Genomic DNA, 23,895 nt, shown 5'->3' on the forward strand with positions numbered 1-23,895 from the left:
TTAAGTAAACATTAACCTTTTGTTAGGAAATTAGGCAGAACACCAAACATATCGAGTTAAATTGTTATAGAGTAGGCTGGCGAGGGGTTGTCATGCAGGTACTGATCGTAGAGAGCAACCCGGATCTTGGGGGGCTCTGGCAGCGGCATTTGCAGCGTATGGGCGCTGAGGTTGAATTGGCTTTGGACCAATCGGCCGCGATCCATGCTCTGAGAATGCGCGAATTTGATGTTCTCGTGCTTGACCTTGTTCTTGAGGATGGGGCCGCGCTGGCAATCGCGGATTTCGCCAGCTATCGACATCCCGATGCAAGGGTCATATTCGTCACCAATACGTCTTTCTTTTCAGACGGTTCCATATTTAACGTCAGCTCAAACGCCTGTGCCTTTGTTCAGTCAGGTACACCGCCAGAAGATCTGGCGGCGATGGTAGAACATTATGGAGTGACACGGTCGCCTCGTCCATGTGGTTCACCATAGTCAATCACCGGATTGATCGGAACAATGCGATAGGGGTTCACGGTTTCGTGGCTGTAGTGATAATGGCGTACGATATGATGCATGTTTACCGTCCCGGCTACACCAGGCATTTGATACAACTCACGCGTATAGGCCCAGAGATTCGGATAGTCGGTCAGCCGTTTCCGGTTGCATTTAAAGTGCAGGTGATAGACCGGATCAAATCGGATCAGCGTCGTGAATAGCCGCCAGTCTGCCTCGGTGAGGGTGTCCCCCATCAAATATCGATTTGTTGACAAGCGCTCTTCAAGCCAGCCGAGGGTGTCAAATAATGGGTAGACTGCGGCATCATAAGCGCCTTGCGTGGTGGCAAAACCGGACTTGTAAACGCCGTTGTTCAGAGTGTCATAGATGCGTTGATTGACGTCTTCGATGTCGTCGCGCATCGGAGCAGGCCAGTAATCTGTTGTGTTCCCGGTGAGCCCATCAAAGGCGCTGTTGAACATCCGGATGATCTCGGCGCTTTCATTGCTGACGATAGTTTCCTGTTGTTTGTCCCAAAGGATCGGAACTGTAACACGACCCGAGTAATTTTGGTCTGCCTTGGTGTAAATCTGATGCGCAAATTCGTGACCATAAAGCGTGTCACCTGAAGCACCATACGAATCCGTATGGAATGTCCAGCCATCTGTCATCATATCAGGATGCACGGCAGAGACTGAGATGTGCTCGGTCAACCCTTTGAGTTCACGAAAAATAAGGGTTCGGTGTGCCCAGGGGCAGGCATAAGAAACATATAAGTGGTATCGATCTGATTTCGCCGGAAATCCTTTGGAATTGTCACTCCATACGCTACCGTCTGGTATGATCCAATTTCGAAACTGCGAGGCAGAGCGCACAAATTTTCCATTTGTTGATTTTGTGTCGAACCATTGATCCGTCCATTTCCCATCCACCAAAAGCCCCATGGTCTTCTCCGTTGTTGTGTTTGTTGATGACAAGCTAAGAGGCTCAATGTGCGATGAAAACGCAACAGACCGCAAAGGAGTTGCGCGATTACGCACACAAGCGGACAAGCAATAGAAACGTTGCTTGACCAGAATCGGCCTAACCTCAAATCTTAATCACAGGGATGGAGACGCGGTCATGACAACGTATTTGCCAAAAGAAGTGCAGGAAGGGCTGGAAGCGGCCCAGAAGAAAAGCCTGAAGAAAAGCAGCCGCATTCGCGTTGAAGCGGATGGGCGGTCGTTCAGAGTTCTGAAATTCCGTGAAGATGGCTTTAGTCTTGATGTGGAAGACGCTCCGCATCTGCGTGGATTGGTCGATTTATACGATGGTGGTTTCCACCTGTCACAATGCCTGATCGTGGCTTCGGAAGAAGAGGGTGATTTGATGCATTATGAATTCAAACGTTCAACACCCGCCGCACAAAATGCCCCAGTCGATTTCTATCGCGGAGAAAACGCGCCCGTCGCGCTGATCACGGACGAAGGATAAGAGCAGAACTCCTATTGAAGGTCTGAAAACGCGTCGGTCAGGCGATCGCAAGCTTGTTGAACGAGGGCGCGTGGGGTCGCGATATTGAACCGCAAAAAGGTTTCTCCACCCGTGCCAAATGTGTGCCCATCGTTAGGTGCAACCCGCGCTGACTTCTGCACGCGTTCGGTAAACTCGGAGGGCGACATGCCTGTGCCTGAGAAATCCACCCACGACAGATATGTTGCCTCAAGGTTCATGGAGCTGACACCCGGAATGGCATTCAGGGCGCTGTCCAGAAGTTTGCGGTTCCCATCCAGATAGGACACCAAATCGTCGACCCACGCGGCCCCTTCGGGGGAATAGGCCGCCTCGGCCATGAACAGGCCAAACGAATTGGGTGAAAGACCCAAAGCGGCCATGCGGCCCGCAAATCTTGCGCGCAAATCATCGTCAGGGATGATGACATTGCCGGAATGAGAGCCCGCGATGTTAAATGTCTTGGTCGTGGCGGTCATCATCACCAATCGGTCCATGATACTGTCATCAACCAGCGTCATCGGAATGTGGGTGTTGCCTGGGAAAACCAGGTCATGGTGAATTTCATCCGACACAAGGATCAGATCGTGCCGTTTGGCGAAATCGGCCACGCCTTGCAATTCTTCACGGCTCCAGACGCGACCACCGGGATTATGCGGTGAACAAAGGATCACCATCTTCTCGTTGCCGGTCATCATCGCGTCATAGGCGTCAAAATCCATTTCATAGCGACCGTCGTTGTTGACCAGCTGACATTCGACCGCTTGGCGGTTTGCTGCGCTAATCACACGCGCAAACGCATGGTAAACTGGAGTGAACAAAATGACGCCGTCGCCGGGTTGTGTATAGGCGTCGACGCACATGGCGGTGCCGTTAACCAACCCGTGGGTTGTGAAAATATGACTTGGATCAACACGCCAGCCGTGGCGATTTTCCATCCACCAGCAAATCGCAGCGCGATAATCACCTTCATCCCCGTAATAGCCATAGATACCGTGGTCCGTCATGCCTTTGATCGCATCGGTAATGCAGGCCGGGGGACGGAAATCCATATCAGCTACCCACATGGCAATCCCGTCGTCCTTGGGCACGCCATAAAGCTTTTCCATCATGTCCCATTTGACCGAATGTGTGCCGAACCGATTGATGATGTCGTCAAAGCTCATGTCGTAAATTCCCTATTTGCAGACCGAAGAGACGCTAGCGAAAAATCCAAGAGGTGCAAGGGGCGTTGCAACGCGCCAGCGCTTGTCCTAGATGAATGCCATGAAAAAGACGATCCTCATCCATCCCGACCCGCGTTTGAAGAAAATTTGCGAACCCGTGCCCGATTTGTCGGACGAATTGCGCACGTTGGCAGAGGATATGCTCGAGTCGATGTATGACGCGCCGGGCATCGGTTTGGCGGCACCTCAGGTTGGTGTTCTTAGCCGCCTGATTGTGATGGATTGCATCAAGGATGGCACGCCAGAGCCTATGGTTATGTTCAATCCGGAGGTCTTGGGGTCGTCTGATGAACTTAACACCTATGAAGAGGGTTGTTTGTCGATCCCCGAGCAATTTGCCGAGGTAACACGCCCGGCAGATGTGCGCGTGGGTTGGATTGACATGGATGGCAATCCTCAGGAACGCGATTTCGGCGGGCTTTGGGCAACATGTGTCCAACACGAGATTGATCACCTGCAAGGGAAACTGTTCATTGATTACCTTGGACCAATGAAGCGCCAGATGATGACGCGTCGCTCGGCCAAAATGAAACGCGAAAGGGCGCGCGGATGAGCACTCTCCCGATCCTGCACTGGCCCGACACAAGACTTGCCACAGTCTGCGAGCGTGTAGATCGCCCCTCGGCCATTTCGCAACTGGCTGAAAAGATGTTGCGAACAATGTATGACGCCAAAGGGCGCGGTTTGGCGGCCCCTCAGGTCGGTGTGCTGGCCCGGTTGTTCGTGATGGATCCCACGTGGAAAGATTCGGCTGAGTCTCCTTACGTTTGTATCAACCCGCAGATAACAGACCGCTCGGAGGAGCTGGTGACAGGCGAAGAGGCCTGTTTGTCCATTCCCGGCATCTCTGCGGATGTGACGCGACACGCAGAGATTACCCTTTGGTGGCAGGATGTTGATTCTGTCTGGGTTGAGGAACGCCTTACCGGGTTTGCGGCCGTCTGCGCGCAGCACGAATTGGACCATCTGGATGGGGTGGTGATTTTTGACCGTGTCAATAATGAAATGCGAACCCGGTTGGAACAAGACTACAAGGTCCAAGGATGACTGTCCGCACATGCATCCCTTGGCCCGACAAGCGGCTGCGCACACCGGCAGAACCGGTGCCAGAGATTACGGAACAGGTGCGCCAGGTCTGGGATGACCTGATTGACACGATGGAAGCGATGCCCGGTGTCGGCATGGGCGCCAATCAGATTGGTGTGCTGCAGCGATTGGTTGTGGTGGATGCCAGCGACGAACGTGGTCAGCCTGTACGCATGGCCAACCCGGAAATTCTGCACGTCTCAGTGCAGTTGCGTGACCACGAAGAAGCCAGTCCCAATCTGCCCGGTGTGTCGGCCAAAATTTCGCGCCCACGTGCAGTGACGGTCCAGTATATGGATGATCAGGGCGAAATCGTTGTGAAGGATTTTGTTGGACTTTGGGCCACAAGTGTTCAGCATCAGATCGATCACATTAACGGCAAGATGTTCTTTCACCATCTCAGCCGGACCAAGCGGGAAATGCTGATTAAAAAGGCGGGGAAGCTTCGGTGAGACTTGTATTTATGGGCACTCCGGCGTTTTCGGTACCGGTTCTTAATGCTCTGGTGGATGCCGGGCACGAGATTGCTGCGGTCTATTGCCAACCACCGCGCCCAGCCGGTCGTGGCAAAAAGGATCGACCAACGCCTGTTCATGCCCGTGCTGTAGAATTGGGGCTGGATGTGCACCATCCGGTGTCGTTGAAAACCAATGCGGCGCAGGAAGATTTCGCTGCGCTGAATGCAGAAGTGGCTGTGGTAGTGGCCTATGGCCTGATTCTGCCCCAAGTCGTGTTAGATGCCCCGAAACGGGGGTGCCTCAATATTCACGCAAGCCTATTGCCGCGATGGCGTGGGGCTGCCCCGATTCATCGCGCGATTATGGCCGGCGACAAAGAAACCGGCGTATGCATCATGCAGATGGAGGCCGGGCTGGACACAGGTCCGGTTTTGTTGCGGCATGAAACGACGATTGGGACCGAAGAAACCACTGACCAGCTGCATGACCGGCTTTCTCAGATGGGTGCTGATGCTATTGTTAAGGCTTTGGCCGCGATTGATACGCTGACCGCCGCCCCGCAGCCTGACGATGGCGTGACGTATGCCCATAAGATCGACAAACACGAAGCCCACGTGACCTGGTCTGTAACGGCCCTTGAGGTGGACCGCAAAATACGCGGTCTTTCGACCTTTCCGGGTGCTTGGTGCGAGATTGATGGCCAGCGCGTCAAGTTGCTGGCTTCACGGCTCGTGGATGGTACAGGGACGCCCGGAGAAGTTTTGGACGATGCATTGACCGTCGCTTGCGGCGAAGGCGCGGTTCAATTGCAGCGCTTGCAACGGGCGGGCAAAGGCGCGCAGGATGCGGATGTATTTCAGCGCGGGTTCCCTGTTGCCAAGGGAACGCAGCTTTAAGGGAGAGCCGATGTTCTTTACCTTTTTTGGAACGGTCGTGATTGCGGGCATCATAGGCTATGCGTCAGAGCGCACGCAGTTCACCCGCAACGGCTATGTTCCGTCGATCATCATTTGTGTCGGGGGCGCATTTTTGTTCTTCATGATCAGTCGGATGTTCAACATCAGTTTTGGAAGCCCGGGGTTGAATGCGATCCTGTCGTCAATCGGGGCATTGATCATCGTGCCAACGCATTTTTGGAAATAAAAAACGCACTTTCAGGTTAGTCTTTGAACGGTGCCATGCCAGCGCGGGCAAGCTCGTCGGCCTTTTCGTTTTCAGGATGCCCTGCGTGCCCTTTGACCCATTCCCACGTCACGGAGTGCCGTGCCTGCGCCTCGTCCAGCCGTTGCCAAAACTCGACGTTTTTCACGGGTTTCTTGTTTGACGTTTTCCAACCATTCCTTTTCCATCCAAAGATCCAGCTGGTGACGCCATTTTTGACATAAGCGCTGTCTGTGATAACCGTGATGACGCTGGTTTTATCTAGTGTTTCCAAAGCCATAATGGCAGCCATCAACTCCATCTGGTTGTTGGTGGTCAGGGCTTCGCCGCCGCATAGCTCGCGCTCTTTCAGAACGGTATCACCGTCCATGGCGCGCAACAGAACGCCCCACCCGCCGGGGCCGGGGTTTCCAGAGCAGGCTCCGTCGGTATAGGCAAACAATTCAGGCATGTGCGGTCACAATCAAATAGGGGGCCGACTGGCCGGACAGGCCCGCGCCCTCGCCGCGACGGGTGTGGGTGACAGTATAGCCGGAGGTTTCAACAACATCTGTCAATTCGATCTCACTGTAGTAGCTGTAAAGCCGCCCCAGACTGTCACGCACTTCTCCGGCTCCTAACTTCATTCCAAGGTGCAGAATGCCGTTGGGCTTGGTTGCCTCGTGGAGCTGAGACAAATAGATCGGAAACTCGGCGCGGGGGGCGTGAAGCAAGCTGAAGTTGGCCCAGATACCGTCATATGGACCGTTTAGGGTTAGCTGATTAAACGGTTCAACCCGGACGTCCACACCAAACTGCCCCTTGGCCAGCGCGGCCATTTCCGCCGAAGCGTCACAGGCATCTACTGAAAGACCGGCCTGTTTCATTTTTGCGGCCCAATGGCCCGGGCCACAGCCAAGGTCTAATACCCTAGACTCATTTGTCAGAGCCGCAACAAAAGCTTCAAAATCAGACTGTTCGTCAGGATCTGGGCTACGGGCAATTTTTTGCAGGTAGGTTTCTGCAGAGGTGTCGTAGACATTCATTGTTTGCGCGTCGCTCATGCCCGCTCCAGTGCCAGTCGACCAGCCAAAGCAACAAAGATTGTTGCAAAACCCCGATTGAGCCACCGCATCGCCCGTGCACTGCCCAAAAGCATGTCCCGGGCGCGCGCTGCGAACAGGCCGTAAATGGCGAACACAGCGAATGTCATGGCCATAAATACACCTCCAAGTAGGGTCATTTCCACTGTGGCAGACGCCGGATTGCCGGAAAGGAATGGTGGCAGCAACGCTAGAAAGAACACGGAAAGCTTCGGATTGAGGGTGTTGATCAGCGCGGCTCTACGGGCAATGAGCAGCCCCGGTTGTGCCTTATGCTCTGCGCTGACAGATAGTGTGCCGCCTGCGCGGATCGCTTGCCACGCAAGGTATAGAAGATAAGCAACTCCGGCAAATTTGACGATGTTGAACAACACTGCCGATGTGTGGAGAACTGCAGCCAGCCCCAAAGTCGCCGCCAAAAGGCTGGGTACGATTCCTATGGTGCAGCCCCACGCAGCCCATAGTGCGGCACGGCGACCCTGACCCAATCCCATGGCCAGCGTAAAAATCACACCTGATCCGGGGGCGAGAACCACGACCAATGCAGTGGCAAAGAATTGCAATGACAGCATTCAAGCCTCCAGCTGAATGTCACGCAACACGCGTGGTACTTTGAAATTCACACGTTCAATCGCGGTTTCCACAGTTTCCACCGTTACATCGTACCGCGCGCGAAAGGCGTCAATCACTTCATTGACCAACACCTCAGGGGCCGAAGCGCCGGCCGTGATGGCCAGCCCGCGGATACCTTCAAGCGCACGCCAGTCAATGTCTTCTGATCTTTGAACCAGTTGCGAATAGTCGCAGCCATTGTTGGCACCCACCTCGACCAATCGGCGCGAGTTAGATGAATTTGGGGCGCCGACGACCAACAAAGCGTCCACACGTGGCGCGACCTCTTTGACGGCTTCTTGTCGGTTGGTGGTCGCGTAACAGATGTCTTCTTTGTGGGGGCCAACGATGGCCGGAAAGCGCGCGTTCAATGCAGCGACAATGCCAATCGTGTCATCCACTGACAGGGTGGTCTGAGTGACAAAAGCCAGTCTTGCGGGGTCGCGCACTTGTATGGTGCCTACGTCAGCCTCGGTTTCGACCAAAAGCACTTCACCGTCGGGCAACTGACCCATCGTGCCAATGGTTTCGGGATGGCCAGCGTGGCCGATCATGATGATCTGCAAACCAGCAGCCGAGTGGCGCTCGGCCTCAATATGAACTTTGGAGACCAACGGGCAGGTGGCGTCGACATAGATCATCTCGCGGCGTTCCGCCTCGGCTGGTACGGATTTTGCGACACCATGGGCCGAGAAAATTACGGGCCGATCATTGGGGCAATCTGACAGCTCTTCGACGAAAATGGCCCCTTTGGCCCGCAGTCCGTCTACGACAAATTTGTTATGCACAATCTCGTGGCGCACATAAACAGGTGCCCCCCATTTCGCGAGCGCCATTTCAACGATCTTAATAGCGCGGTCGACGCCTGCGCAGAATCCACGCGGTGCGGCAAGGTAAATGGTGAGCGGAGGATTGGTCATGAGAGCCTCGGTACAAACGTTGGCCAAGAGGTAAGGCTTTGTCACGGGCAGGGCAAGCCATCAGGGCTGTTCAGGATTTTGTGACTTGCTTTCCAGTGACTGGAACCCCCTAGGCATTTGGAAAACTCCAATCGGTAAGGTGCAATGAAAAAGATAGGTCTGATAATAGTAGCGGCTCTGGGGGTGGGGATTTTGACCCCAGTGATTGTACAGTCCGGGGGCAAGGGGTTTCTTCCCTATGAAAGCCGGGCCAGCATCAAAAACGGCCAAGAGATTTATGAGCAGCAGTGCGCCAGCTGTCACGGGGCGCAGCTGGAAGGCGCGAAAAACTGGCGCGAACCGGACGAAGAAGGTATGGCACAAGCCCCGCCGCATGACGAGTCCGGGCACACCTGGCATCACCCCGATATGCAGCTTTTTCAGATCACCAAATATGGCACGGCCAAAATCGTGGGCCAAGGATACAAAAGCAATATGCCCGGTTTCGAAGACGTTCTGAGCGATCAGGACATCGTCGACGTTTTGGCTTACATCAAAAGCACATGGTCGAAAAAGATCATTGAGATGCACAACCAGCGTAACGGTTAAGGCATCGTAGTCTTGCAAATGAAAACCGGGGCACAAGGCCCCGGTTTATTTGCTTCCTGCAGAGTCTTTAGAAGTGAACCGACCGGGCTCCGGCAGGCTTTTCAACTGGCGGTGCAAACTTGGTCAGGTTAATGCCTTCCACGGCAGCCTTGTACTCTTCCATGCTTGGGGTTCTGCCAAGGATCGCAGACAAGACAACAACCGGTGTCGACGCCAAGAGCGATTCACCTTTCTTATCCGCTGTATCTTCAACAACCCGGCCCTGGAAAAGACGTGTTGACGTGGCCAGAACTGTGTCGCCCTTTGCAGCCTTTTCCTGGTTGCCCATGCACAAGTTACAGCCGGGGCGTTCAAGGTACATGATGTTCTCATATTCCGTGCGCGCCGTGCTTTTCGGCATCAGGTCATCGAACTCAAAGCCCGAATACTTTTGAAGGATGTCCCAGTCGCCTTCTTCCTTCAACTCATCGATGATGTTGTAGGTTGGTGCAGCGACCACCAGAGGCGCATTGAATTCGACTTTGCCTTGTGCCTTTTCAATGTTCTTGAGCATCTGGGCGACGATCTTCATGTCACCTTTGTGCACCATGCATGATCCAACAAACCCCAGATCGACGTGTTTATCACCACCATAGTAAGACATGGGTCGGATTGTGTCGTGGGTATAGCGTTTGGAAACATCCGCATTGTTCACGTCGGGATCGGCGATCATTGGCTCGTCGATCTCGTCCAGATCAACAACTACTTCGGCAAAGTATTTGGCGTTGTCGTCTGGCGTCAGGGCAGGTTTTTCACCCGATTTGATCTCAGTGATACGCTTGTCTGCGATATCGATCAGATTCTGCAAGGTGCCTGCCGCGTTTTCCATGCCTTTGTCGATCATGATTTGAATGCGGCTCTTGGCAATTTCCAGCGAGCCAACCAATGTATCATTTTCCGAAATACAGATAGAGGCTTTAGCCTTCATCTCGGCAGTCCAGTCGGTGAAGGTGAACGCCTGGTCCGCCAGAAGCGTGCCAATGTGCACTTCGATGATCCGGCCTTGGAAGACGTTGTCGCCAAACTGTTTCAACATCTGAGCTTGCGTTGCATGAACCACGTCGCGGAAATCCATGTGGTCTTTCATGGTGCCCTTGAAGGTCACCTTGACGGATTCAGGGATTGGCATGGTGGCCTCACCCGTTGCAAGCGCCAGCGCAACCGTGCCTGAGTCGGCACCAAAGGCGACGCCTTTGGACATACGTGTGTGGCTGTCGCCACCGATGATGATCGCCCAGTCATCCACTGTGATGTCGTTCAACACTTTGTGGATCACGTCGGTCATGGCGTGATATTCACCTTTCGGATCGCGCGCTGTAATCAGGCCAAATTTGTTCATAAAGCTCATCAGCTTTGGAATATTGGCTTGGGCCTTCGAGTCCCAAACCGAGGCCGTGTGACAGCCCGACTGATACGCACCATCAACCGAAGGTGAGATAACCGTGGCGGCCATCGCTTCGAGTTCCTGCGAGGTCATCAGACCGGTGGTGTCTTGCGAGCCGACAATATTCACTTTGACGCGAACGTCTGACCCTGCGTGCAGGTCCTCATTCGAAGACACACCACGCGCATTCTTGTTAAAGATTTTTTCAACAGCGGTCAGACCCTGACCTTCGTGCGAAATCTCTTTCGAGGGGGCAAAGACCAGCGGGGCTTCTATGCCAAGTGTTTCGGCGGCAAATGCCTGCAGCTTTTTGCCGAAGACGATCGCATAAGATCCACCTGCCTTCATGAATTCGATCTTTTGGGCCGTGAAGGCCGAAGAAACGTCGGCAAGCTGTTCCTTGCCGTCTTCGTCCAGCAGAGCCTTGTTCTTAGTATCGATGGTCAACACGGTTCCTGTGTCGACTGCATATTTTTGCTCGAGGATCGGGTTGCCGTCATTGTTCAGAATGGCGTTGCCGTCTTCATCCACCTTTTTGACCCAGTTCTTCAGGTCGACACCGATCCCGCCGGTCACACTAACGGTTGTCAGGAAGATAGGCGAAATTCCGTTTGTTCCGGCCACGACCGGAGCAATGTTAACGAAAGGGACATAAGGGCTGGCTTGTTGACCTGTCCACAACGCGACATTGTTGACGCCTGACATCCGCGACGAGCCCACACCCATCGTACCCTTTTCGGCGATTAGCATCACACGCTTGTCTGGGTGCTGAATCTTAAGAGCTTGGATTTCGGCTTGAGCCTTTTCAGACATCATGCACTTACCGTGCAGTTCGCGGTCAGAGCGCGAGTGGGCCTGATTGCCAGGAGACAACAAATCGGTCGAAATGTCGCCTTCACCAGCAATATAGGTCACGACTTTAATTTCTTCGTCAATGTCGGGAAGCTTTGTAAAGAACTCGGCCTGAGCATAGCTTTCCAAAATGTCCTGGGCGACAGCATTGCCTGCAGAATATGCGGCAGCGAGACGGTCTGTATCAGCCTCATACAAGAAGACCTGTGTTTTCAAAACGTCGGCCGCCTGCAGAGCAGTCGGTGCGTCATCCCCCAATGCCAGATCGAGAAGGACGTCGACCGAAGGTCCGCCTTTCATATGTGACAGTAGTTCATAGGCATAAGTCGGAGTGATCTCTTCAACAATCGAGGTGCCGAGAATGATCTCTTTCAGAAACTTGGCCTTTTCACCAGCGGCGCTCGTTGTGCCCGGCAGTGTGTTGTAAATGAAGAACTTAAGCGAGTCTTCACGGTGCTCATTTCCAGCATCTTTGATCTGTGCGATGAGTTCATTTACGAGGTCGCCATCATCAATGGGCTTGGGGTTCAGGTCTTGCTCTTTACGAGCGGTAATCTCATTTAGGTAGTCGGTGTACAGGCTCATGACGATTCCAACGATTTTGTGTTAGAGAATACCCAAACGCCGAGTCGCAGATTTCTCCGACGAGCCGGTATTTAAGCGCGTTGTATACCGTAGTATACTAGTTGAACTTGGGTTGCAATATGTCTGGTGGTGGCTTTGTCCCCCCTGAAGACAGGGCCGGATTGCCTTTGGCAATTGGCTAAGCACCGTACTCATATCCGATTGCACAGGGCGCAATACATGCGACCACTCGTCCCGAAACTCTCATCAGAATTGGGTCCGGGTGATACATACGGCGCAGGTAGTGAATCTGGCCGACGAAGTCGGGCGGCGTTTGAAAACCCTGGTTTGCCAGGTGGCTTCGGGCGGAAGTGAAAAGACCTTCTAACAGCCTTGGCGCAAGCTTGCGCATAACCCCGGAAATGGAAACCGGGGCGCAAGGCCCCGGCTCTATTACTCTGCAGTGTATTCTGCTTCACGCTCCCCGGGCATGGGCTCCCGTGGAGGGCGTCCAATGACGTCCCGAAGGCCATCAAGCTCGATAAAGTTGTCGGCCTGGCGTCGCAGCTCGTCCGAGATCATCGGAGGTTGGCTGCGAATGGTGGAAACAACTGAAACGCGCACACCTTGGCGTTGCAGGCTTTCTACCAGTGGCCGGAAATCCCCATCTCCGGAAAACAACACAATGTGGTCGACGCGTGGCGCCAGTTCCATTGCATCAACGGCCAGCTCAATATCCATGTTTCCCTTGACCTTCCGACGGCCCATCGAGTCTGTGTACTCTTTGGCCGGCTTGGTCACCATGGTGAAGCCGTTGTAGTGTAGCCAATCCACCAACGGACGGATTGGGGAATATTCGTCATTCTCCAACAAAGCCGTATAGTAAAAGGCGCGAAGAAGCTTGCCGCGACGCATGAATTCTTGTCGCAATAGCTTGTAGTCGATGTCGAACCCAAGCGCCTTAGCCGCCGCATATAGATTCGAACCATCGATGAACAGCGCGAGCCGTTCGTCTTTGTAAAACATTAAATGTCCTTCCTAATAGTGCTGTGCCGCGTAATGATCCGTGAGTGAAATTTGGTCGGCACAACAACACTTGATAATGTAGAGAAATTCTCTAAGCCTTCAAGAAGGCGATTTGTGTCAAACAGGAAATTCTAAGTGGGCTCAGAAAAGGTGAATAATTTCTGGCTATTAGCTTTGGGAGCCAACTTACCTTCTCAGGTCGGAAAACCCGAAAATACACTGAAGGCGGCGCTGAAAGTGCTTAATTCCGGGCAAATTCGCGTGACCCAGGTGAGTCGTTTTTTTGCAACGCCGTGCTTTCCGGAAGGGGCTGGTCCGGATTTTGTGAATGCGGCGGCCGTGGTTGTCTCGGACTTGCCAGCTGAAGCTGTTTTGAACCAACTGCACCAGGTCGAAGCTGTTTTTGGGCGCGAACGCCAAAGCCGATGGGCAGGGCGCACGCTCGACATTGATTTGCTGGCGGCGAATGACGCGGTTTTACCCGATCCCAAGACCTTCGCCAGATGGCGGGATCTGGATTTGGAAACTCAGAAGACTGAGGCACCTCAGGAGTTGGTTTTACCGCACCCACGACTGCAGGACCGGGCCTTTGTTTTGGTGCCTCTGATGGATGTTGCGCCGGACTGGGTGCACCCCGTAAGCGGCCTTAGTGTGGCGCAAATGTTGTCCAACCTGCCCGAAGCCGAGGTTAAAGCCGTCGTTTCCTTGTGATTCAGTGCTTGTCAACAGAAACGAACCGCCCTAAATACACACTTTCTGATCTCATACCGGCAGAATGGAGAGCCCCATGGCCCGCGTCACAGTTGAAGATTGCGTAGACAAAGTCCCAAACCGCTTTGAGCTGGTGATGCTTGCAGCGCATCGCGCTCGCGAAGTTTCAGCCGGTGCACCGATCACTGTTGAGCGTGACAACGACAAAAACCCTGTTGTCAGCCTGCGTGAGATTGCCGATGAGACACAGACAGCAGACGAGCTGCGCGAACGTCTGATCGAGTCCAATCAGACTCAGATCGAAGTCGACGAGCCTGAAGAAGATCGTATGGCTTTGTTGATGGGCGCAGAATCAGATGCACCTGCGGATGACGACATGTCTGAAGAAAAGCTGCTGCGCGCCCTGATGGAAGCGCAAGGCCAAGGCTAAGGCCTGACCGGAAAGCGAGTGGGCGCAGATGTTTCCAGCTGACGATCTTGTCGATCTTGTCCGCGCCTACAATCCAAAAACCAATGAGACCCTGATTCGCAGTGCCTATGACTATGGCCGCGAAATGCATGGCGGGCAGTTCCGGCACTCGGGCGAACCCTATTTTGAACATCCCATCGATGTGGCACGGATTCTGACCGAGCAGCATCTTGATGACGCCACCATTATCACCGCCTTGCTGCATGACACGATTGAGGACACCAACGCCTCATATTCTGCCGTTGCGGCCATGTTTGGTGACGAAGTGGCGATGCTGGTGGATGGTGTGACCAAGCTGACCAACCTTCAACTATCGTCCACCGAGACCAAACAGGCAGAAAATTTCCGCAAATTGTTTATGGCGATGTCCAAGGATTTGCGCGTTATTCTGGTTAAACTGGCCGACCGCTTGCACAACATGCGTACGATCAAGGCGATGCGCCCCGAGAAGCAGGTGCAAAAAGCACGCGAAACCATGGACATCTATGCACCACTTGCTGGTCGTATGGGTATGCAATGGATGCGTGAAGAGCTCGAGGATCTCGCCTTTAAGGTGCTCAATCCTGAAGGCCGTGCATCCATCATGCGCCGCTTTATCACGCTGCAAAAAGAAAGCGGTGATGTGATCGGGCGGATCACCGAGGATATGCGCCACGAGCTGGATAAAGCGGATATCAAAGCAAAAGTGGTTGGGCGCGCCAAGAAACCCTATTCGATCTGGCGCAAGATGCAGGAAAAAGATCAGGGTTTCAGCCGTCTGTCCGACATCTATGGGTTTCGCATCATCACTGATAGCGAAAATGACTGTTACCGTGTTCTCGGCGCTATTCATCAGCGTTGGCGCGCGGTGCCTGGACGGTTCAAAGACTATATTAGCCAACCGAAAACCAACGGTTATCGGTCGATCCATACAACTGTGTCGGGGCGTGACGGAAAACGGGTAGAGGTGCAAATCCGCACCCAGCAAATGCACGATGTGGCCGAGTCCGGCGTGGCGGCACATTGGTCGTACAAAGACGGTGTGCGGGGCGAAAACCCTTTTGCCGTCGATCCGTTCAAATGGATCAGCTCACTGACCGAGCAGTTCAATGCCGAAGATGATCACGATGAGTTTCTCGAAGCAGTTAAGCTTGAGATGTATTCGGATCAGGTGTTCTGTTTTTCGCCCAAAGGCGATGTGGTCAAACTGCCGCGCGGGGCAACGCCTCTGGATTTTGCCTATGCGATTCACACACGTATTGGCAACGCTTGCGTTGGGGCCAAGATCGACCATATGCGCGTGCCGCTATGGACACGCATTAAGAACGGACAATCGGTTGAGATCATCACTGCCGAAGGGCAGATGCCGCAGGCGACTTGGTTAGATATCGCAACGACAGGCAAAGCTAAAACGGCGATTCGCCGTGCTTTGCGGCTTGTGGATCGCGAGAGATTTATCAAGCTGGGCCGCGAACTGGCGCGGGCAGCGTTCGAACAGGTTGGCAAGAAAGCCACCGATCGCGTTCTGGATACAGCGTCCAAGCAGCTGCGTATCAAAGACCGGGACGAGTTGTTGGCCCGAATGGGCAGTGCCGAGTTGACGGGCCACGAAGTGGTGCAGGCCGTTTATCCCGATCTTGCACCAGATGAGAGTGACGAAATAGGTCAGGAACGCTCTGTGATTGGTCTTTCGCCAGAGCAAAGCTTTCAGCGCGCGCCGTGCTGTCAGCCTTTGCCGGGTGAACGCATTGTCGGTATCACCTATCGTGGCGAAGGTGTTGTGGTACATGCCATCGACTGTGATGTGCTAAGTAATTATGAAGAGCAGCCCAATCGTTGGATGGATTTGCATTGGCACGGCGGAAAGCACAAAGCGATCTACGATGTGACACTTGAATTAACCATCGGCAACGACGCCGGCGTACTGGGACGTATTTGCACATTGATTGGCGAGCACAAGGCCAATATTTCAAATCTGGAATTTGTGGATAGGAAACCGGACTATTTCCGACTGTATGTCTCATTAGAGCTGCGCGACGCAGAGCATTTGCATTCTTTGACTCTCGCACTTCAGGCTGAAAATGAGGTGGCGCAGATCGAAAGACTTCGCGATCCTTCCCGGGCACGAAAGCCCACCAAACCGTAGACACGAGGGCCCACGTACGTGGTATTCAAACGCCGGGATAAAAGATCGACCATGCAAGTCATTGCAGATGGAGTCTATCCCAAGGGCGGTTGGACCCGGGCCTTTCACTATGTCAAACACCGGTTGCGGCGATTGCCGGGGACGCCTGAGTTCATTGCCCGCGGGGTGTGGGCTGGGGTCTTTACGTGTTTCTCTCCATTTTACGGCCTGCACTTTTTGATTGCAGCCGTGATTGCGCGCCTGATCAATGGTAATCTGCTGGCTGCCTTACTAAGCACGTTTTTCGGCAATCCGCTGACCTATCTCCCTATCGGGGTGGCGTCTCTTCAGACGGGCCACTTTCTATTGGGGACCGAATTTGAAGCGGGTGACAAGCAATCTCTGGCCAGCAAATTTGCCAATGCGGGTGCCGATCTGTGGCACAACCTGATTGCACTTTTTACCGACGCCGAAGCGGATTGGCACGGGCTGTCCGTGTTCTATGACGAAGTGTTTTTTCCCTATCTTGTGGGCGGTGTTTTGCCCGGTATTTTTTGTGCGACGATCTGTTATTACCTGACCGCGCCAGTTATCCGTGCCTACCAAAAACGCAGGGCCGCCCGGTTTCGCAAGAAAGTTGCCAAAGCCAGAGCAAAGGCGCAAATTTTTGCGGCCACCAATCCACCGCCCGAGGACGACACCTAAAAAGCGGTTTCCTCGCGCCTGCACCCGTCTTAGGGTTCAATCAAGCAAACATAGGAGAACTAGAGCCATGCTGCGTCTTGGAGTTAACATTGATCACGTGGCCACTGTGCGTAATGCGCGCGGCGGGGCTTATCCTGATCCGACCCGGGCCGCAAAGTTGGCGGAAGAGGCCGGGGCTGATGGCATCACGGCGCATTTGCGCGAAGATCGCCGTCATATTCTGGATGCGGATATCGATGCGCTGATGGACACGCTGACAGTTCCGCTGAACTTTGAAATGGCCGCCACAAAAGAAATGCAGGCCATTGCGTTGCGTCACAAACCGCATGCGGTTTGTCTCGTGCCGGAAAAGCGCGAAGAGCGCACCACCGAAGGCGGGCTGGAAGTTGCCCGTGAAGAAAATCAGCTGGCCCACTACATTGCCCCCTTGCGCGAGGCCGGGTGCCGCGTGTCGATCTTCATTGCTGCCGATCAGCAGCAGATTGAGGCGGCCAATCGCATTGGCGCCCAAGTGATCGAACTGCACACCGGTGCCTACTGCGATCTTCATGCCGAAGGGCATTTTGCTGAGCGAGACATTGAGTTTGCGCGGTTGCGTGAAATGGCAACTTTTGCCCATTCGCTGGGGCTGGAGGTGCATGCAGGCCATGGTTTGACCTATGACTGTGTGAAGCCCATCGCCGCTTTGCCAGAAGTTGTCGAGTTGAACATTGGTCATTTTCTGATTGGCGAGGCCATTTTCTCGGGCCTTGATCCGGCAATCCGGGAAATGCGCCGTCTGATGGATGAGGCACGCGCCTGATGTCACCCGAGATCGCGTTGATCTTGCTGGCTTGGGCCATTGCCGGTGGAAGCCCGGGCCCCGCGACACTGGCCATTTCGGGCACATCCATGTCCGCGGGTCGTAGTGCCGGATTGACCATCGCGGCAGGTATCGTTTGCGGTTCGGCAACCTGGGGTGTTCTGAGTGCATTGGGTATGGGGGCCGTCATGCTGGCCAATGCCTGGGTTTTTGAGGTCGTGCGCTATGTAGGCGCCATGTATCTGGCCTTTCTGGCCGTGAAATCTCTTAAACGTGCAATGCGACCGACACCCGCCGCCGCCCCTGTTCCTGCCGCAAAGGCACACTTGTTTTCCAAGGGTATGTTGTTGCACCTGACCAATCCCAAAGCAGTTTTGTCCTGGGGCGCGATCTATGCGATCGCCCTGCCAGATGGCGCGTCGATGGCTCAGGTCTGGACGCTATTTGGGCAGCTGATCTGTGTTTCAGTGATCGTTTTCTTAGGCTACGGGCTCTTGTTTTCCTCAGCATCGGTTGGCCGGTTCTATCGCAAATCTCAGCGTTGGTTCGAATTTGCATTTGGCATTCTGTTTGGGGTTGCCAGCCTAAAAATCCTGACTGCAAGGCTTGAGGTTTGACTATGAAATCTGCTTTTATTGCCTTGTCTCTTGCACTGGCACTGGCATCATCGCTCAATGCTCAACAAGTTGCCAATTGTGAATGGCAAGCCCGGGCAGATGCCATCGTTGAGCCGTGGGAAAATCACAGCCGTACTTTCGCGAACGGGGATGTTCGTCTTGCTCTTTTGGATACGGTTGAGCCCGCCGCCGGTGCCTATCATGTGCTGGTCCTCTCTCCTCCTTTTGGAGAGCTTGGAGATCGTCAGTGCCGTACCATTGGCATGTCACAGGGTGTTGGGTTCTCTGGCGTAGACTTTGACAGCCTGACCGCTGCTTATGATCCGGCGCATGGGCTTGTCTTTAACCTTGAAGTTCAACGGTTCGTGCCGGATGCCAATGACTTCCTACCGGCTCAGCTACAATTCGCGGTCAATCAATCGACGGGTTTTATCGGGGTCCTTTTGGAATGATCCTCGGCATCGGAACAGATCTGGCCAATATTGATCGTATCTCAGGAACGCTCGAGCGGTTCGGAGACCGGTTTCGCAATCGTGTCTTTACAGAGGTCGAACAAGCCAAAGCCGAACGCCGCCGCGACACGGTTGGAACCTATGCCAAACGTTGGGCCGCCAAAGAGGCGTGCTCTAAGGCGCTGGGCACGGGCTTGCGCATGGGGATCAGCTGGAAAGATATGGCGGTTTCAAATCTGCGCACCGGGCAACCTGTGATGGAGGTGACCGGCTGGGCGGCAGAGCGACTAAAGGCGATGACCCCCGCTGGCCACGAGGCGATCATTCATGTCACCCTGACGGATGATCATCCATGGGCGCAGGCATTTGTGGTGATAGAAGCGCGCCCTTTGGCTGACGGCGCGCCTGACACAGGTGCGCGGGTTGACTCCTAACCCGTCCCGCCGCATGTAGCGCGCTACAGGACAACCTTTTGAGGCAGAAAATGACAACCGAAGGCAAGAAACAGAACGGCTTTGTCGAAACGGTCAAGACGATCTTTTGGGCATTGGTGATCGCGGGAGTGTTCCGCTCGGTGTTTTTTCAACCTTTCTGGATTCCGTCGGGTTCGATGAAAGATACCTTGCTGATCGGTGATTTTTTGTTCGTGAACAAGATGGCCTATGGCTATTCATACGCGTCTTGCCCTTCGGTCCGTATGCCCCGTTTTGGTGTGAATATTGATGCCAAAGACTTGTGTGGCGTCTTCGATGGTGACAACACCCGTTTTCTGCCCGGTGTGCCCGAGCGCGGCGATGTTGTCGTATTTCGCCACCCGGCTACCGGATTGGATTACATCAAACGCCTGATCGCCATGCCTGGTGAAACCGTCCAGATGAAAAAGGGCGTTCTCCACATTGATGGTAAGGCTGTAGAACTGGCAGACGGTGGTTTGTTCGAAGAGCCTGCGGGCCCTCAGGGCCCTCAAGGGCTGCGTCCACGTTGCGAAAACGGCCCAGTAGGCGATGGCGGCAATTGTGTTAAGTCACGCCAGATCGAAACCCTGCCCAATGGGGTAAGCCACGGCATCCTGAACATCACCAATCAGTCTTCGGACAATACCGGCGTCTTTACCGTCCCCGAAGGCCATTTCTTCTTCATGGGTGACAATCGCGACAACTCAACCGACAGCCGCGTGCCGCGCGCTGCACGCGGGGTTGGCTTCGTGCCCTTTGAAAACCTGATTGGCCGCGCGGACCGCATCATGTTCTCGTCTGCCGGACGGTCAATGTTCTTCTTCTGGACATGGCGTGGTGATCGGTTCTTTAAGGCGGTGAATTGAAGATTTCTGCAGAATTGAAGGCGCTTCAGGCGCGGATTGGGTACGACTTTTCCCGCCCCGAGCTATTGGTACGCGCGGTGACACATTCGTCGATGTCATCGCCCAATCGGGATGATAATCAGCGACTGGAGTTCCTGGGCGACCGGGTGCTTGGCCTGGTCATGGCCGAGGCGCTATTGGCTCAGGATCGTAAAGCCACCGAAGGTCAGCTGGCCCCACGATTCAATGCTCTGGTCCGAAAAGAAGCCTGCGCAGATGTCGCTCGTGAGATTGCCCTCGGGGATGCGCTGAAACTGGGTCGCTCCGAGATGATGTCGGGCGGCCGCCGAAAACTGGCGCTTTTGGGTGACGCCATGGAGGCAGTGATCGCTGCTGTTTATCTGGATGGTGGGTTTGATGTTGCCAAGGACATGGTGATCCGCCTTTGGGGCGACCGCGTGCATCAGGTCGAAGCAGATGCACGAGACCCAAAGACATCCCTTCAGGAATGGGCACAAGCACGTCGCCAGAAGCCCCCAAACTACGAAATCATTAGCCGCTCTGGCCCTGATCACGCTCCGGTCTTTACCGTGGCGGTCCGGCTCCAGAATGGCGAGGCTGAGGAAGCCACCGCAGGTTCCAAACGTCAGGCTGAACAGGCCGCTGCCGGGGCCTTGTTGCAAAGATTGGAGAGCGCATGACACGCGCAGGATTTGTCGCCCTTATTGGCGAGCCGAACGCAGGGAAATCAACTCTCACAAACCGCATGGTAGGTGCCAAAGTCTCGATTGTGACCCACAAGGTGCAAACCACCCGTGCCCGTATTCGCGGCGTGGCGTTGGAAGGCGACGCCCAGATTGTGTTTGTGGACACACCCGGCCTGTTCCGCCCGCGCCGACGTCTGGATCGCGCCATGGTGGCTGCCGCATGGGGAGGCGCTGCAGATGCGGACGTAACTGTTCTTTTGGTTGAGGCCCATCGCGGCATCACTGAAGGCGTTGAGCGTATCCTTGAGGGGCTGGAAGGTATCGGCAAGGGTCGGATCGTCGCCTTGGCGATTAACAAGATCGACAAGGTCCAATCTGAGAAATTGCTAAGCCTGACCAAGGACTTGAATGACCGCTATGACTTTGCCGAGACCTTTATGATCTCAGCTGAAAAAGGTCATGGCACCGAGCATCTGAAACAATGGCTGGCCGAGCGGTTGCCCGAAGGTCCGTGGCTCTATCCGGAAGACCAAATCGCCGATCTGCCCATGCGCATGATCGCCGCCGAAATGACTCGCGAAAAGCTGACCATACGTTTGCATCAGGAATTGCCCTACCAGATGACTGTGGAAACAGAGAATTGGGAAGAACGAAAAGATGGCTCTGCCCGCATCGATCAGATCATTTATGTTATGCGCGATGGTCACAAGGGTATCGTGTTGGGCAACAAGGGCGAGACGATCAAATCCGTGTCCAAAGCTGCACGCGAAGAGATTGAAGAGTTCCTTGGCCGTCGCGTGCACCTGTTTTTGCAGGTCAAAGTGCGCCCGAACTGGCTCGAAGAAGCCGAGCGTTACTCCGAGATGGGGCTGAATTTCAAAGACGGAAATAAATGACCCGTCTGACGGCGAAATTCTGGGTCCAAGCCTATATGGCGCGGCTCGAATTTGCCGGAATTCCGGCCTATGTGATGGCCCATGGAGATGACACGGCGGGGGCTGTTTTGGTCAAGCTCAGCACGCTTGATGGGCAGGCGACCGCCTTTCAGCGCAGTTTTGATCTGATGAGCGGTGAGCGCAAATGGGTGACCCTGTCCGAAGGCTCCGAAGCTGACGTGGACGCAGCACTGACCAAACAACGCAGCTTTGACCCAGACCTCTGGGTGATCGAAGTCGAGGATCGCCATGGTCGCCACATGCTCGACGAGCCTGGCCTGGCAGACTGATGTGCTTCCAAATGGGGCAAATATCCCCAACGGAGGCTCCCGAACAGGCCACACAGGCTGACCTTGGCATTCTGACGAAACTCTCTAGGGTTCCGACATGGACTGGCGTGATCAAGGTATCGTTCTAAGCACTCGCAAACACGGAGAAACCTCTGTGATTGTTGAGGTATTTACTCCAGATCATGGTCGTCATGCCGGCGTGGTGCGCGGCGGCACCAGCCGGAAAATGACCCCAACGCTGCAACCCGGCGGACAGGTTGATGTGGTTTGGCGCGCACGGCTGGAAGAACATATTGGCAGCTTTACGGTTGAACCTCTGCGCAGTCGTGCATCTGCAATCTCAGACCGCATGGCGCTGGCAGGCCTAAATACGGTCACGGCGCTGTTGGTCTTTTCCCTGCCCGAGCGGGAACCTCACACCCCGCTCTATCAGCGCACCGAGCAATTGCTTGATCTTCTTGGTCAGAATGAGATATGGCCATTGGCCTATTTGCGATGGGAACAGGCGTTGCTGGAAGAATTGGGGTTCGGACTTGATCTCGGGGCCTGTGCTGTGACCGGATCAACTGACGACCTTGTGTTCGTGTCGCCCCGCACGGGGCGCGCGGTTTCGCGCAAGGGGGCGGGCGAATGGGCGGATCGTTTGCTCGACTTGCCGCCCTGTTTGCGCGGTGAGGGGGAATCGCCAGATGCAGAGGTGCTCGCGGCGTTGCGGACAACCGGGTATTTTATGGAACACAGACTGGCGCCCGAGTTGGGTCACAAACCTTTGCCCGAAGCGCGGGGGCGGTTTGTTGATCTTTTCAGCCGTCGGTTGGCGCGGCCTTGAACACCATCTGACGACCAGAATCATTGCTCAGGATCATCACGTCCCCGGACACTTCGGCCAGGGTCATTTTCCCTAGGGTATTGAAAAATAACGTTTCCTTATTCATCTCAGGGCAGGCCATCCGGGTGCTCCCTATCGGGTCAAAGCCGATCCATGGATAGGGCTTTGTCTGTTTGGTGAAGAAGCTATTGCACGGTGCCTGGCCGGTCACCTTGTTGTCTTCGCCAAACAAAAGAGTGGCGCGCGCCGCGAATTCAACACCGTCGATTTCGGTCAAAATCCACAGTTTTTCACCGTCATAACCGGCCACGGTTTCGTCCTTTTTGCAGGCTGAAAGTGTGATGAGAGCGAGGGCGAATGCCAGAATAATGCGTGTCATGCTCTAAGAATATAGCGCCAGAACCAGATCGACCAGTGTGCCCAAGGCTTCGTCGTTGTCCAGCCCGTCACGGCCGGACATTTCGGCCATACCAAGGTTGGCGGCATAGATAATCCGGGCCAATTCCGGGTTTGACAAGCCGAGGTCGCTTAGGGTGCTTGTGATCTCTGTCATGCGGTATTCGTCCACGCGTGCCACGGTTTCCGAGACGCTTTTGTCCCCATGGGCCCATGCCCGAACAGCTGGTTCAACTGCGTTTCCGGTGGAAATTGTTTCTTCTTTTTCAACAGCTTGTGACAGGTGACGCAACTTTTGAGTTGGCGTCATGTCGATGGCTGCCACGTTCTTAAACCGCTCAAGGCATTCGTCTTCCCAGCGCGTCAACATTGCTTTGTGAAACGCAGGCACGTCTTTGAAATGCCAATAAAACGAACCCTTGGTGGTTTTCAGGTCACGCGCCAGCGCCTCTGCCTTGAGGGCGGAGGGGCCTTGCGCCACGAGGGCCGCAAATCCAGCTTCGATCCAGCTGTCTGGAGAGAGACGTTTAGGTGCCATGTCACTGGCCTACGCCGCACGTTCGTTCAACGCAAGCGCAGCAATGCCGCACTGCAGCAAGTTTCG

Annotated in this window: 31 protein-coding genes; 21 read left to right on the plus strand and 10 right to left on the minus strand. The window is 54.5% G+C overall.

The genetic code is table 11. The annotated features are described in order from the left end of the window. Positions 1-92 precede the first annotated feature (92 nt). On the plus strand, positions 93-479 hold the full coding sequence (locus tag BUC32_RS01130; protein WP_073248516.1) for a response regulator transcription factor: 387 nt from the start codon (positions 93-95) through the stop codon (positions 477-479). On the opposite strand, the gene BUC32_RS01135 is transcribed toward BUC32_RS01130, so the two are convergent. Next, on the minus strand, positions 437-1,426 hold the full coding sequence (locus BUC32_RS01135; protein WP_073248518.1) for a glutathione S-transferase family protein: 990 nt from the start codon (positions 1,424-1,426) through the stop codon (positions 437-439). The genes BUC32_RS01130 and BUC32_RS01135 overlap by 43 nt on opposite strands. Before the next feature lie 178 nt (positions 1,427-1,604). On the opposite strand from BUC32_RS01135, the gene BUC32_RS01140 reads away from it, so the two are divergent. Continuing rightward, complete coding sequence (locus BUC32_RS01140) at positions 1,605-1,958, plus strand: hypothetical protein (protein WP_073248520.1); 354 nt, start codon at positions 1,605-1,607, stop codon at positions 1,956-1,958. An 11-nt stretch (positions 1,959-1,969) separates the two neighbouring features. Here BUC32_RS01140 and BUC32_RS01145 read toward each other — a convergent pair whose 3' ends face one another. Further along, on the minus strand, positions 1,970-3,142 hold the full coding sequence (locus BUC32_RS01145) for a MalY/PatB family protein (RefSeq protein ID WP_073248522.1): 1,173 nt from the start codon (positions 3,140-3,142) through the stop codon (positions 1,970-1,972). A gap of 100 nt (positions 3,143-3,242) precedes the next feature. Here BUC32_RS01145 and def (BUC32_RS01150) point away from each other — a divergent pair, with 100 nt between their 5' ends. Genes def (BUC32_RS01150) through BUC32_RS01170 form a run of 5 tightly spaced genes read left to right on the plus strand, consistent with a single transcriptional unit; the run spans position 3,243 to position 5,889 of the window. Next, positions 3,243-3,755 carry a peptide deformylase gene (gene def / locus BUC32_RS01150; protein WP_073248715.1) on the plus strand — a complete coding sequence of 171 codons (513 nt, stop codon included), beginning with the start codon at positions 3,243-3,245 and terminating at the stop codon, positions 3,753-3,755. After that, positions 3,752-4,249 (plus strand): peptide deformylase, encoded by a 498-nt coding sequence (def, locus tag BUC32_RS01155; protein ID WP_073248524.1) that lies wholly within the window; start codon positions 3,752-3,754, stop codon positions 4,247-4,249. The genes def (BUC32_RS01150) and def (BUC32_RS01155) overlap by 4 nt, the downstream gene beginning before the upstream one ends. After that, the gene (gene def / locus BUC32_RS01160) at positions 4,246-4,740 is read left to right on the plus strand and encodes a peptide deformylase (RefSeq protein WP_073248526.1); all 495 of its coding nucleotides are present in this window, start codon (positions 4,246-4,248) and stop codon (positions 4,738-4,740) included. The genes def (BUC32_RS01155) and def (BUC32_RS01160) overlap by 4 nt, the downstream gene beginning before the upstream one ends. Beyond that, the gene (gene fmt / locus BUC32_RS01165) at positions 4,737-5,642 is read left to right on the plus strand and encodes a methionyl-tRNA formyltransferase (RefSeq protein WP_073248528.1); all 906 of its coding nucleotides are present in this window, start codon (positions 4,737-4,739) and stop codon (positions 5,640-5,642) included. Before def (BUC32_RS01160) ends, fmt begins: the two co-directional genes overlap by 4 nt. Positions 5,643-5,652: 10 nt before the next feature. Then, positions 5,653-5,889, plus strand: coding sequence for a hypothetical protein (locus BUC32_RS01170; protein ID WP_073248530.1), 237 nt, complete (start codon positions 5,653-5,655; stop codon positions 5,887-5,889). Positions 5,890-5,905: 16 nt separating this feature from the next. Here BUC32_RS01170 and rnhA read toward each other — a convergent pair whose 3' ends face one another. From rnhA to ispH, 4 genes are read right to left on the minus strand one after another with little or no spacing between them, the layout of a single operon-like run. Beyond that, on the minus strand, positions 5,906-6,358 hold the full coding sequence (rnhA, locus tag BUC32_RS01175) for a ribonuclease HI (RefSeq protein WP_073248532.1): 453 nt from the start codon (positions 6,356-6,358) through the stop codon (positions 5,906-5,908). After that, positions 6,351-6,950 (minus strand): class I SAM-dependent methyltransferase, encoded by a 600-nt coding sequence (locus tag BUC32_RS01180; protein WP_073248534.1) that lies wholly within the window; start codon positions 6,948-6,950, stop codon positions 6,351-6,353. The genes rnhA and BUC32_RS01180 overlap by 8 nt, the downstream gene beginning before the upstream one ends. Further along, positions 6,947-7,561 carry a LysE family translocator gene (locus BUC32_RS01185; RefSeq protein WP_073248536.1) on the minus strand — a complete coding sequence of 205 codons (615 nt, stop codon included), beginning with the start codon at positions 7,559-7,561 and terminating at the stop codon, positions 6,947-6,949. Before BUC32_RS01185 ends, BUC32_RS01180 begins: the two co-directional genes overlap by 4 nt. Next, positions 7,562-8,521, minus strand: a complete 960-nt coding sequence (gene ispH, locus BUC32_RS01190) for a 4-hydroxy-3-methylbut-2-enyl diphosphate reductase (RefSeq protein WP_073248538.1) — start codon at positions 8,519-8,521, stop codon at positions 7,562-7,564. Positions 8,522-8,665: 144 nt separating this feature from the next. Here ispH and BUC32_RS01195 point away from each other — a divergent pair, with 144 nt between their 5' ends. Continuing rightward, on the plus strand, positions 8,666-9,109 hold the full coding sequence (locus tag BUC32_RS01195) for a c-type cytochrome (RefSeq protein WP_073248540.1): 444 nt from the start codon (positions 8,666-8,668) through the stop codon (positions 9,107-9,109). A 67-nt stretch (positions 9,110-9,176) separates the two neighbouring features. Here BUC32_RS01195 and BUC32_RS01200 read toward each other — a convergent pair whose 3' ends face one another. Continuing rightward, positions 9,177-11,969 (minus strand): bifunctional aconitate hydratase 2/2-methylisocitrate dehydratase, encoded by a 2,793-nt coding sequence (locus tag BUC32_RS01200; protein ID WP_073248542.1) that lies wholly within the window; start codon positions 11,967-11,969, stop codon positions 9,177-9,179. Positions 11,970-12,401: 432 nt separating this feature from the next. Then, positions 12,402-12,974: a LabA-like NYN domain-containing protein gene (locus tag BUC32_RS01205; protein ID WP_073248544.1), complete on the minus strand. Its 573-nt coding sequence runs from the start codon at positions 12,972-12,974 to the stop codon at positions 12,402-12,404. 135 nt (positions 12,975-13,109) lie between these two features. Between BUC32_RS01205 and folK the strand changes: the two genes are divergently transcribed. From folK to recO, 13 genes are all read left to right on the plus strand, one after another. Beyond that, a complete protein-coding gene (gene folK / locus BUC32_RS01210; protein ID WP_245815104.1) occupies positions 13,110-13,685 on the plus strand; it encodes a 2-amino-4-hydroxy-6-hydroxymethyldihydropteridine diphosphokinase in 576 nt (191 codons plus the stop codon). A gap of 76 nt (positions 13,686-13,761) precedes the next feature. After that, complete coding sequence (gene rpoZ, locus BUC32_RS01215; RefSeq protein WP_073248546.1) at positions 13,762-14,115, plus strand: DNA-directed RNA polymerase subunit omega; 354 nt, start codon at positions 13,762-13,764, stop codon at positions 14,113-14,115. A gap of 28 nt (positions 14,116-14,143) precedes the next feature. Then, the gene (locus tag BUC32_RS01220; protein ID WP_073248548.1) at positions 14,144-16,279 is read left to right on the plus strand and encodes a RelA/SpoT family protein; all 2,136 of its coding nucleotides are present in this window, start codon (positions 14,144-14,146) and stop codon (positions 16,277-16,279) included. 18 nt (positions 16,280-16,297) lie between these two features. Next, a complete protein-coding gene (locus tag BUC32_RS01225; protein ID WP_073248550.1) occupies positions 16,298-16,963 on the plus strand; it encodes a DUF2062 domain-containing protein in 666 nt (221 codons plus the stop codon). A gap of 67 nt (positions 16,964-17,030) precedes the next feature. Continuing rightward, entirely contained in the window at positions 17,031-17,765 is a 735-nt protein-coding gene (locus tag BUC32_RS01230) for a pyridoxine 5'-phosphate synthase (protein WP_073248552.1), read from the plus strand. After that, on the plus strand, positions 17,765-18,382 hold the full coding sequence (locus BUC32_RS01235; protein ID WP_175556870.1) for a LysE family translocator: 618 nt from the start codon (positions 17,765-17,767) through the stop codon (positions 18,380-18,382). The genes BUC32_RS01230 and BUC32_RS01235 overlap by 1 nt, the downstream gene beginning before the upstream one ends. 2 nt (positions 18,383-18,384) lie before the next feature. Beyond that, positions 18,385-18,834, plus strand: a complete 450-nt coding sequence (locus tag BUC32_RS01240; RefSeq protein WP_073248556.1) for a hypothetical protein — start codon at positions 18,385-18,387, stop codon at positions 18,832-18,834. Beyond that, positions 18,831-19,268: a holo-ACP synthase gene (gene acpS / locus BUC32_RS01245; protein ID WP_073248558.1), complete on the plus strand. Its 438-nt coding sequence runs from the start codon at positions 18,831-18,833 to the stop codon at positions 19,266-19,268. The genes BUC32_RS01240 and acpS overlap by 4 nt, the downstream gene beginning before the upstream one ends. A gap of 50 nt (positions 19,269-19,318) precedes the next feature. Then, entirely contained in the window at positions 19,319-20,155 is an 837-nt protein-coding gene (gene lepB / locus BUC32_RS01250) for a signal peptidase I (RefSeq protein WP_073248560.1), read from the plus strand. Continuing rightward, positions 20,152-20,835: a ribonuclease III gene (gene rnc, locus BUC32_RS01255; RefSeq protein ID WP_073248562.1), complete on the plus strand. Its 684-nt coding sequence runs from the start codon at positions 20,152-20,154 to the stop codon at positions 20,833-20,835. Before lepB ends, rnc begins: the two co-directional genes overlap by 4 nt. After that, positions 20,832-21,737, plus strand: a complete 906-nt coding sequence (era, locus tag BUC32_RS01260) for a GTPase Era (protein WP_073248563.1) — start codon at positions 20,832-20,834, stop codon at positions 21,735-21,737. Before rnc ends, era begins: the two co-directional genes overlap by 4 nt. Continuing rightward, positions 21,734-22,066: a DUF1491 family protein gene (locus BUC32_RS01265; RefSeq protein WP_073248566.1), complete on the plus strand. Its 333-nt coding sequence runs from the start codon at positions 21,734-21,736 to the stop codon at positions 22,064-22,066. The genes era and BUC32_RS01265 overlap by 4 nt, the downstream gene beginning before the upstream one ends. A gap of 97 nt (positions 22,067-22,163) precedes the next feature. Then, positions 22,164-22,895, plus strand: a complete 732-nt coding sequence (gene recO / locus BUC32_RS01270) for a DNA repair protein RecO (protein WP_073248568.1) — start codon at positions 22,164-22,166, stop codon at positions 22,893-22,895. On the opposite strand, the gene BUC32_RS01275 is transcribed toward recO, so the two are convergent. Further along, positions 22,870-23,205 (minus strand): META domain-containing protein, encoded by a 336-nt coding sequence (locus BUC32_RS01275; protein WP_245815105.1) that lies wholly within the window; start codon positions 23,203-23,205, stop codon positions 22,870-22,872. The genes recO and BUC32_RS01275 overlap by 26 nt on opposite strands. A gap of 72 nt (positions 23,206-23,277) precedes the next feature. Further along, on the minus strand, positions 23,278-23,829 hold the full coding sequence (locus BUC32_RS01280) for a TetR/AcrR family transcriptional regulator (protein ID WP_073248572.1): 552 nt from the start codon (positions 23,827-23,829) through the stop codon (positions 23,278-23,280). Between the last annotated feature and the right edge of the window lie 66 nt (positions 23,830-23,895).

The organism is Shimia gijangensis (assembly GCF_900142085.1).
GTDB lineage: Bacteria > Pseudomonadota > Alphaproteobacteria > Rhodobacterales > Rhodobacteraceae > Shimia > Shimia gijangensis.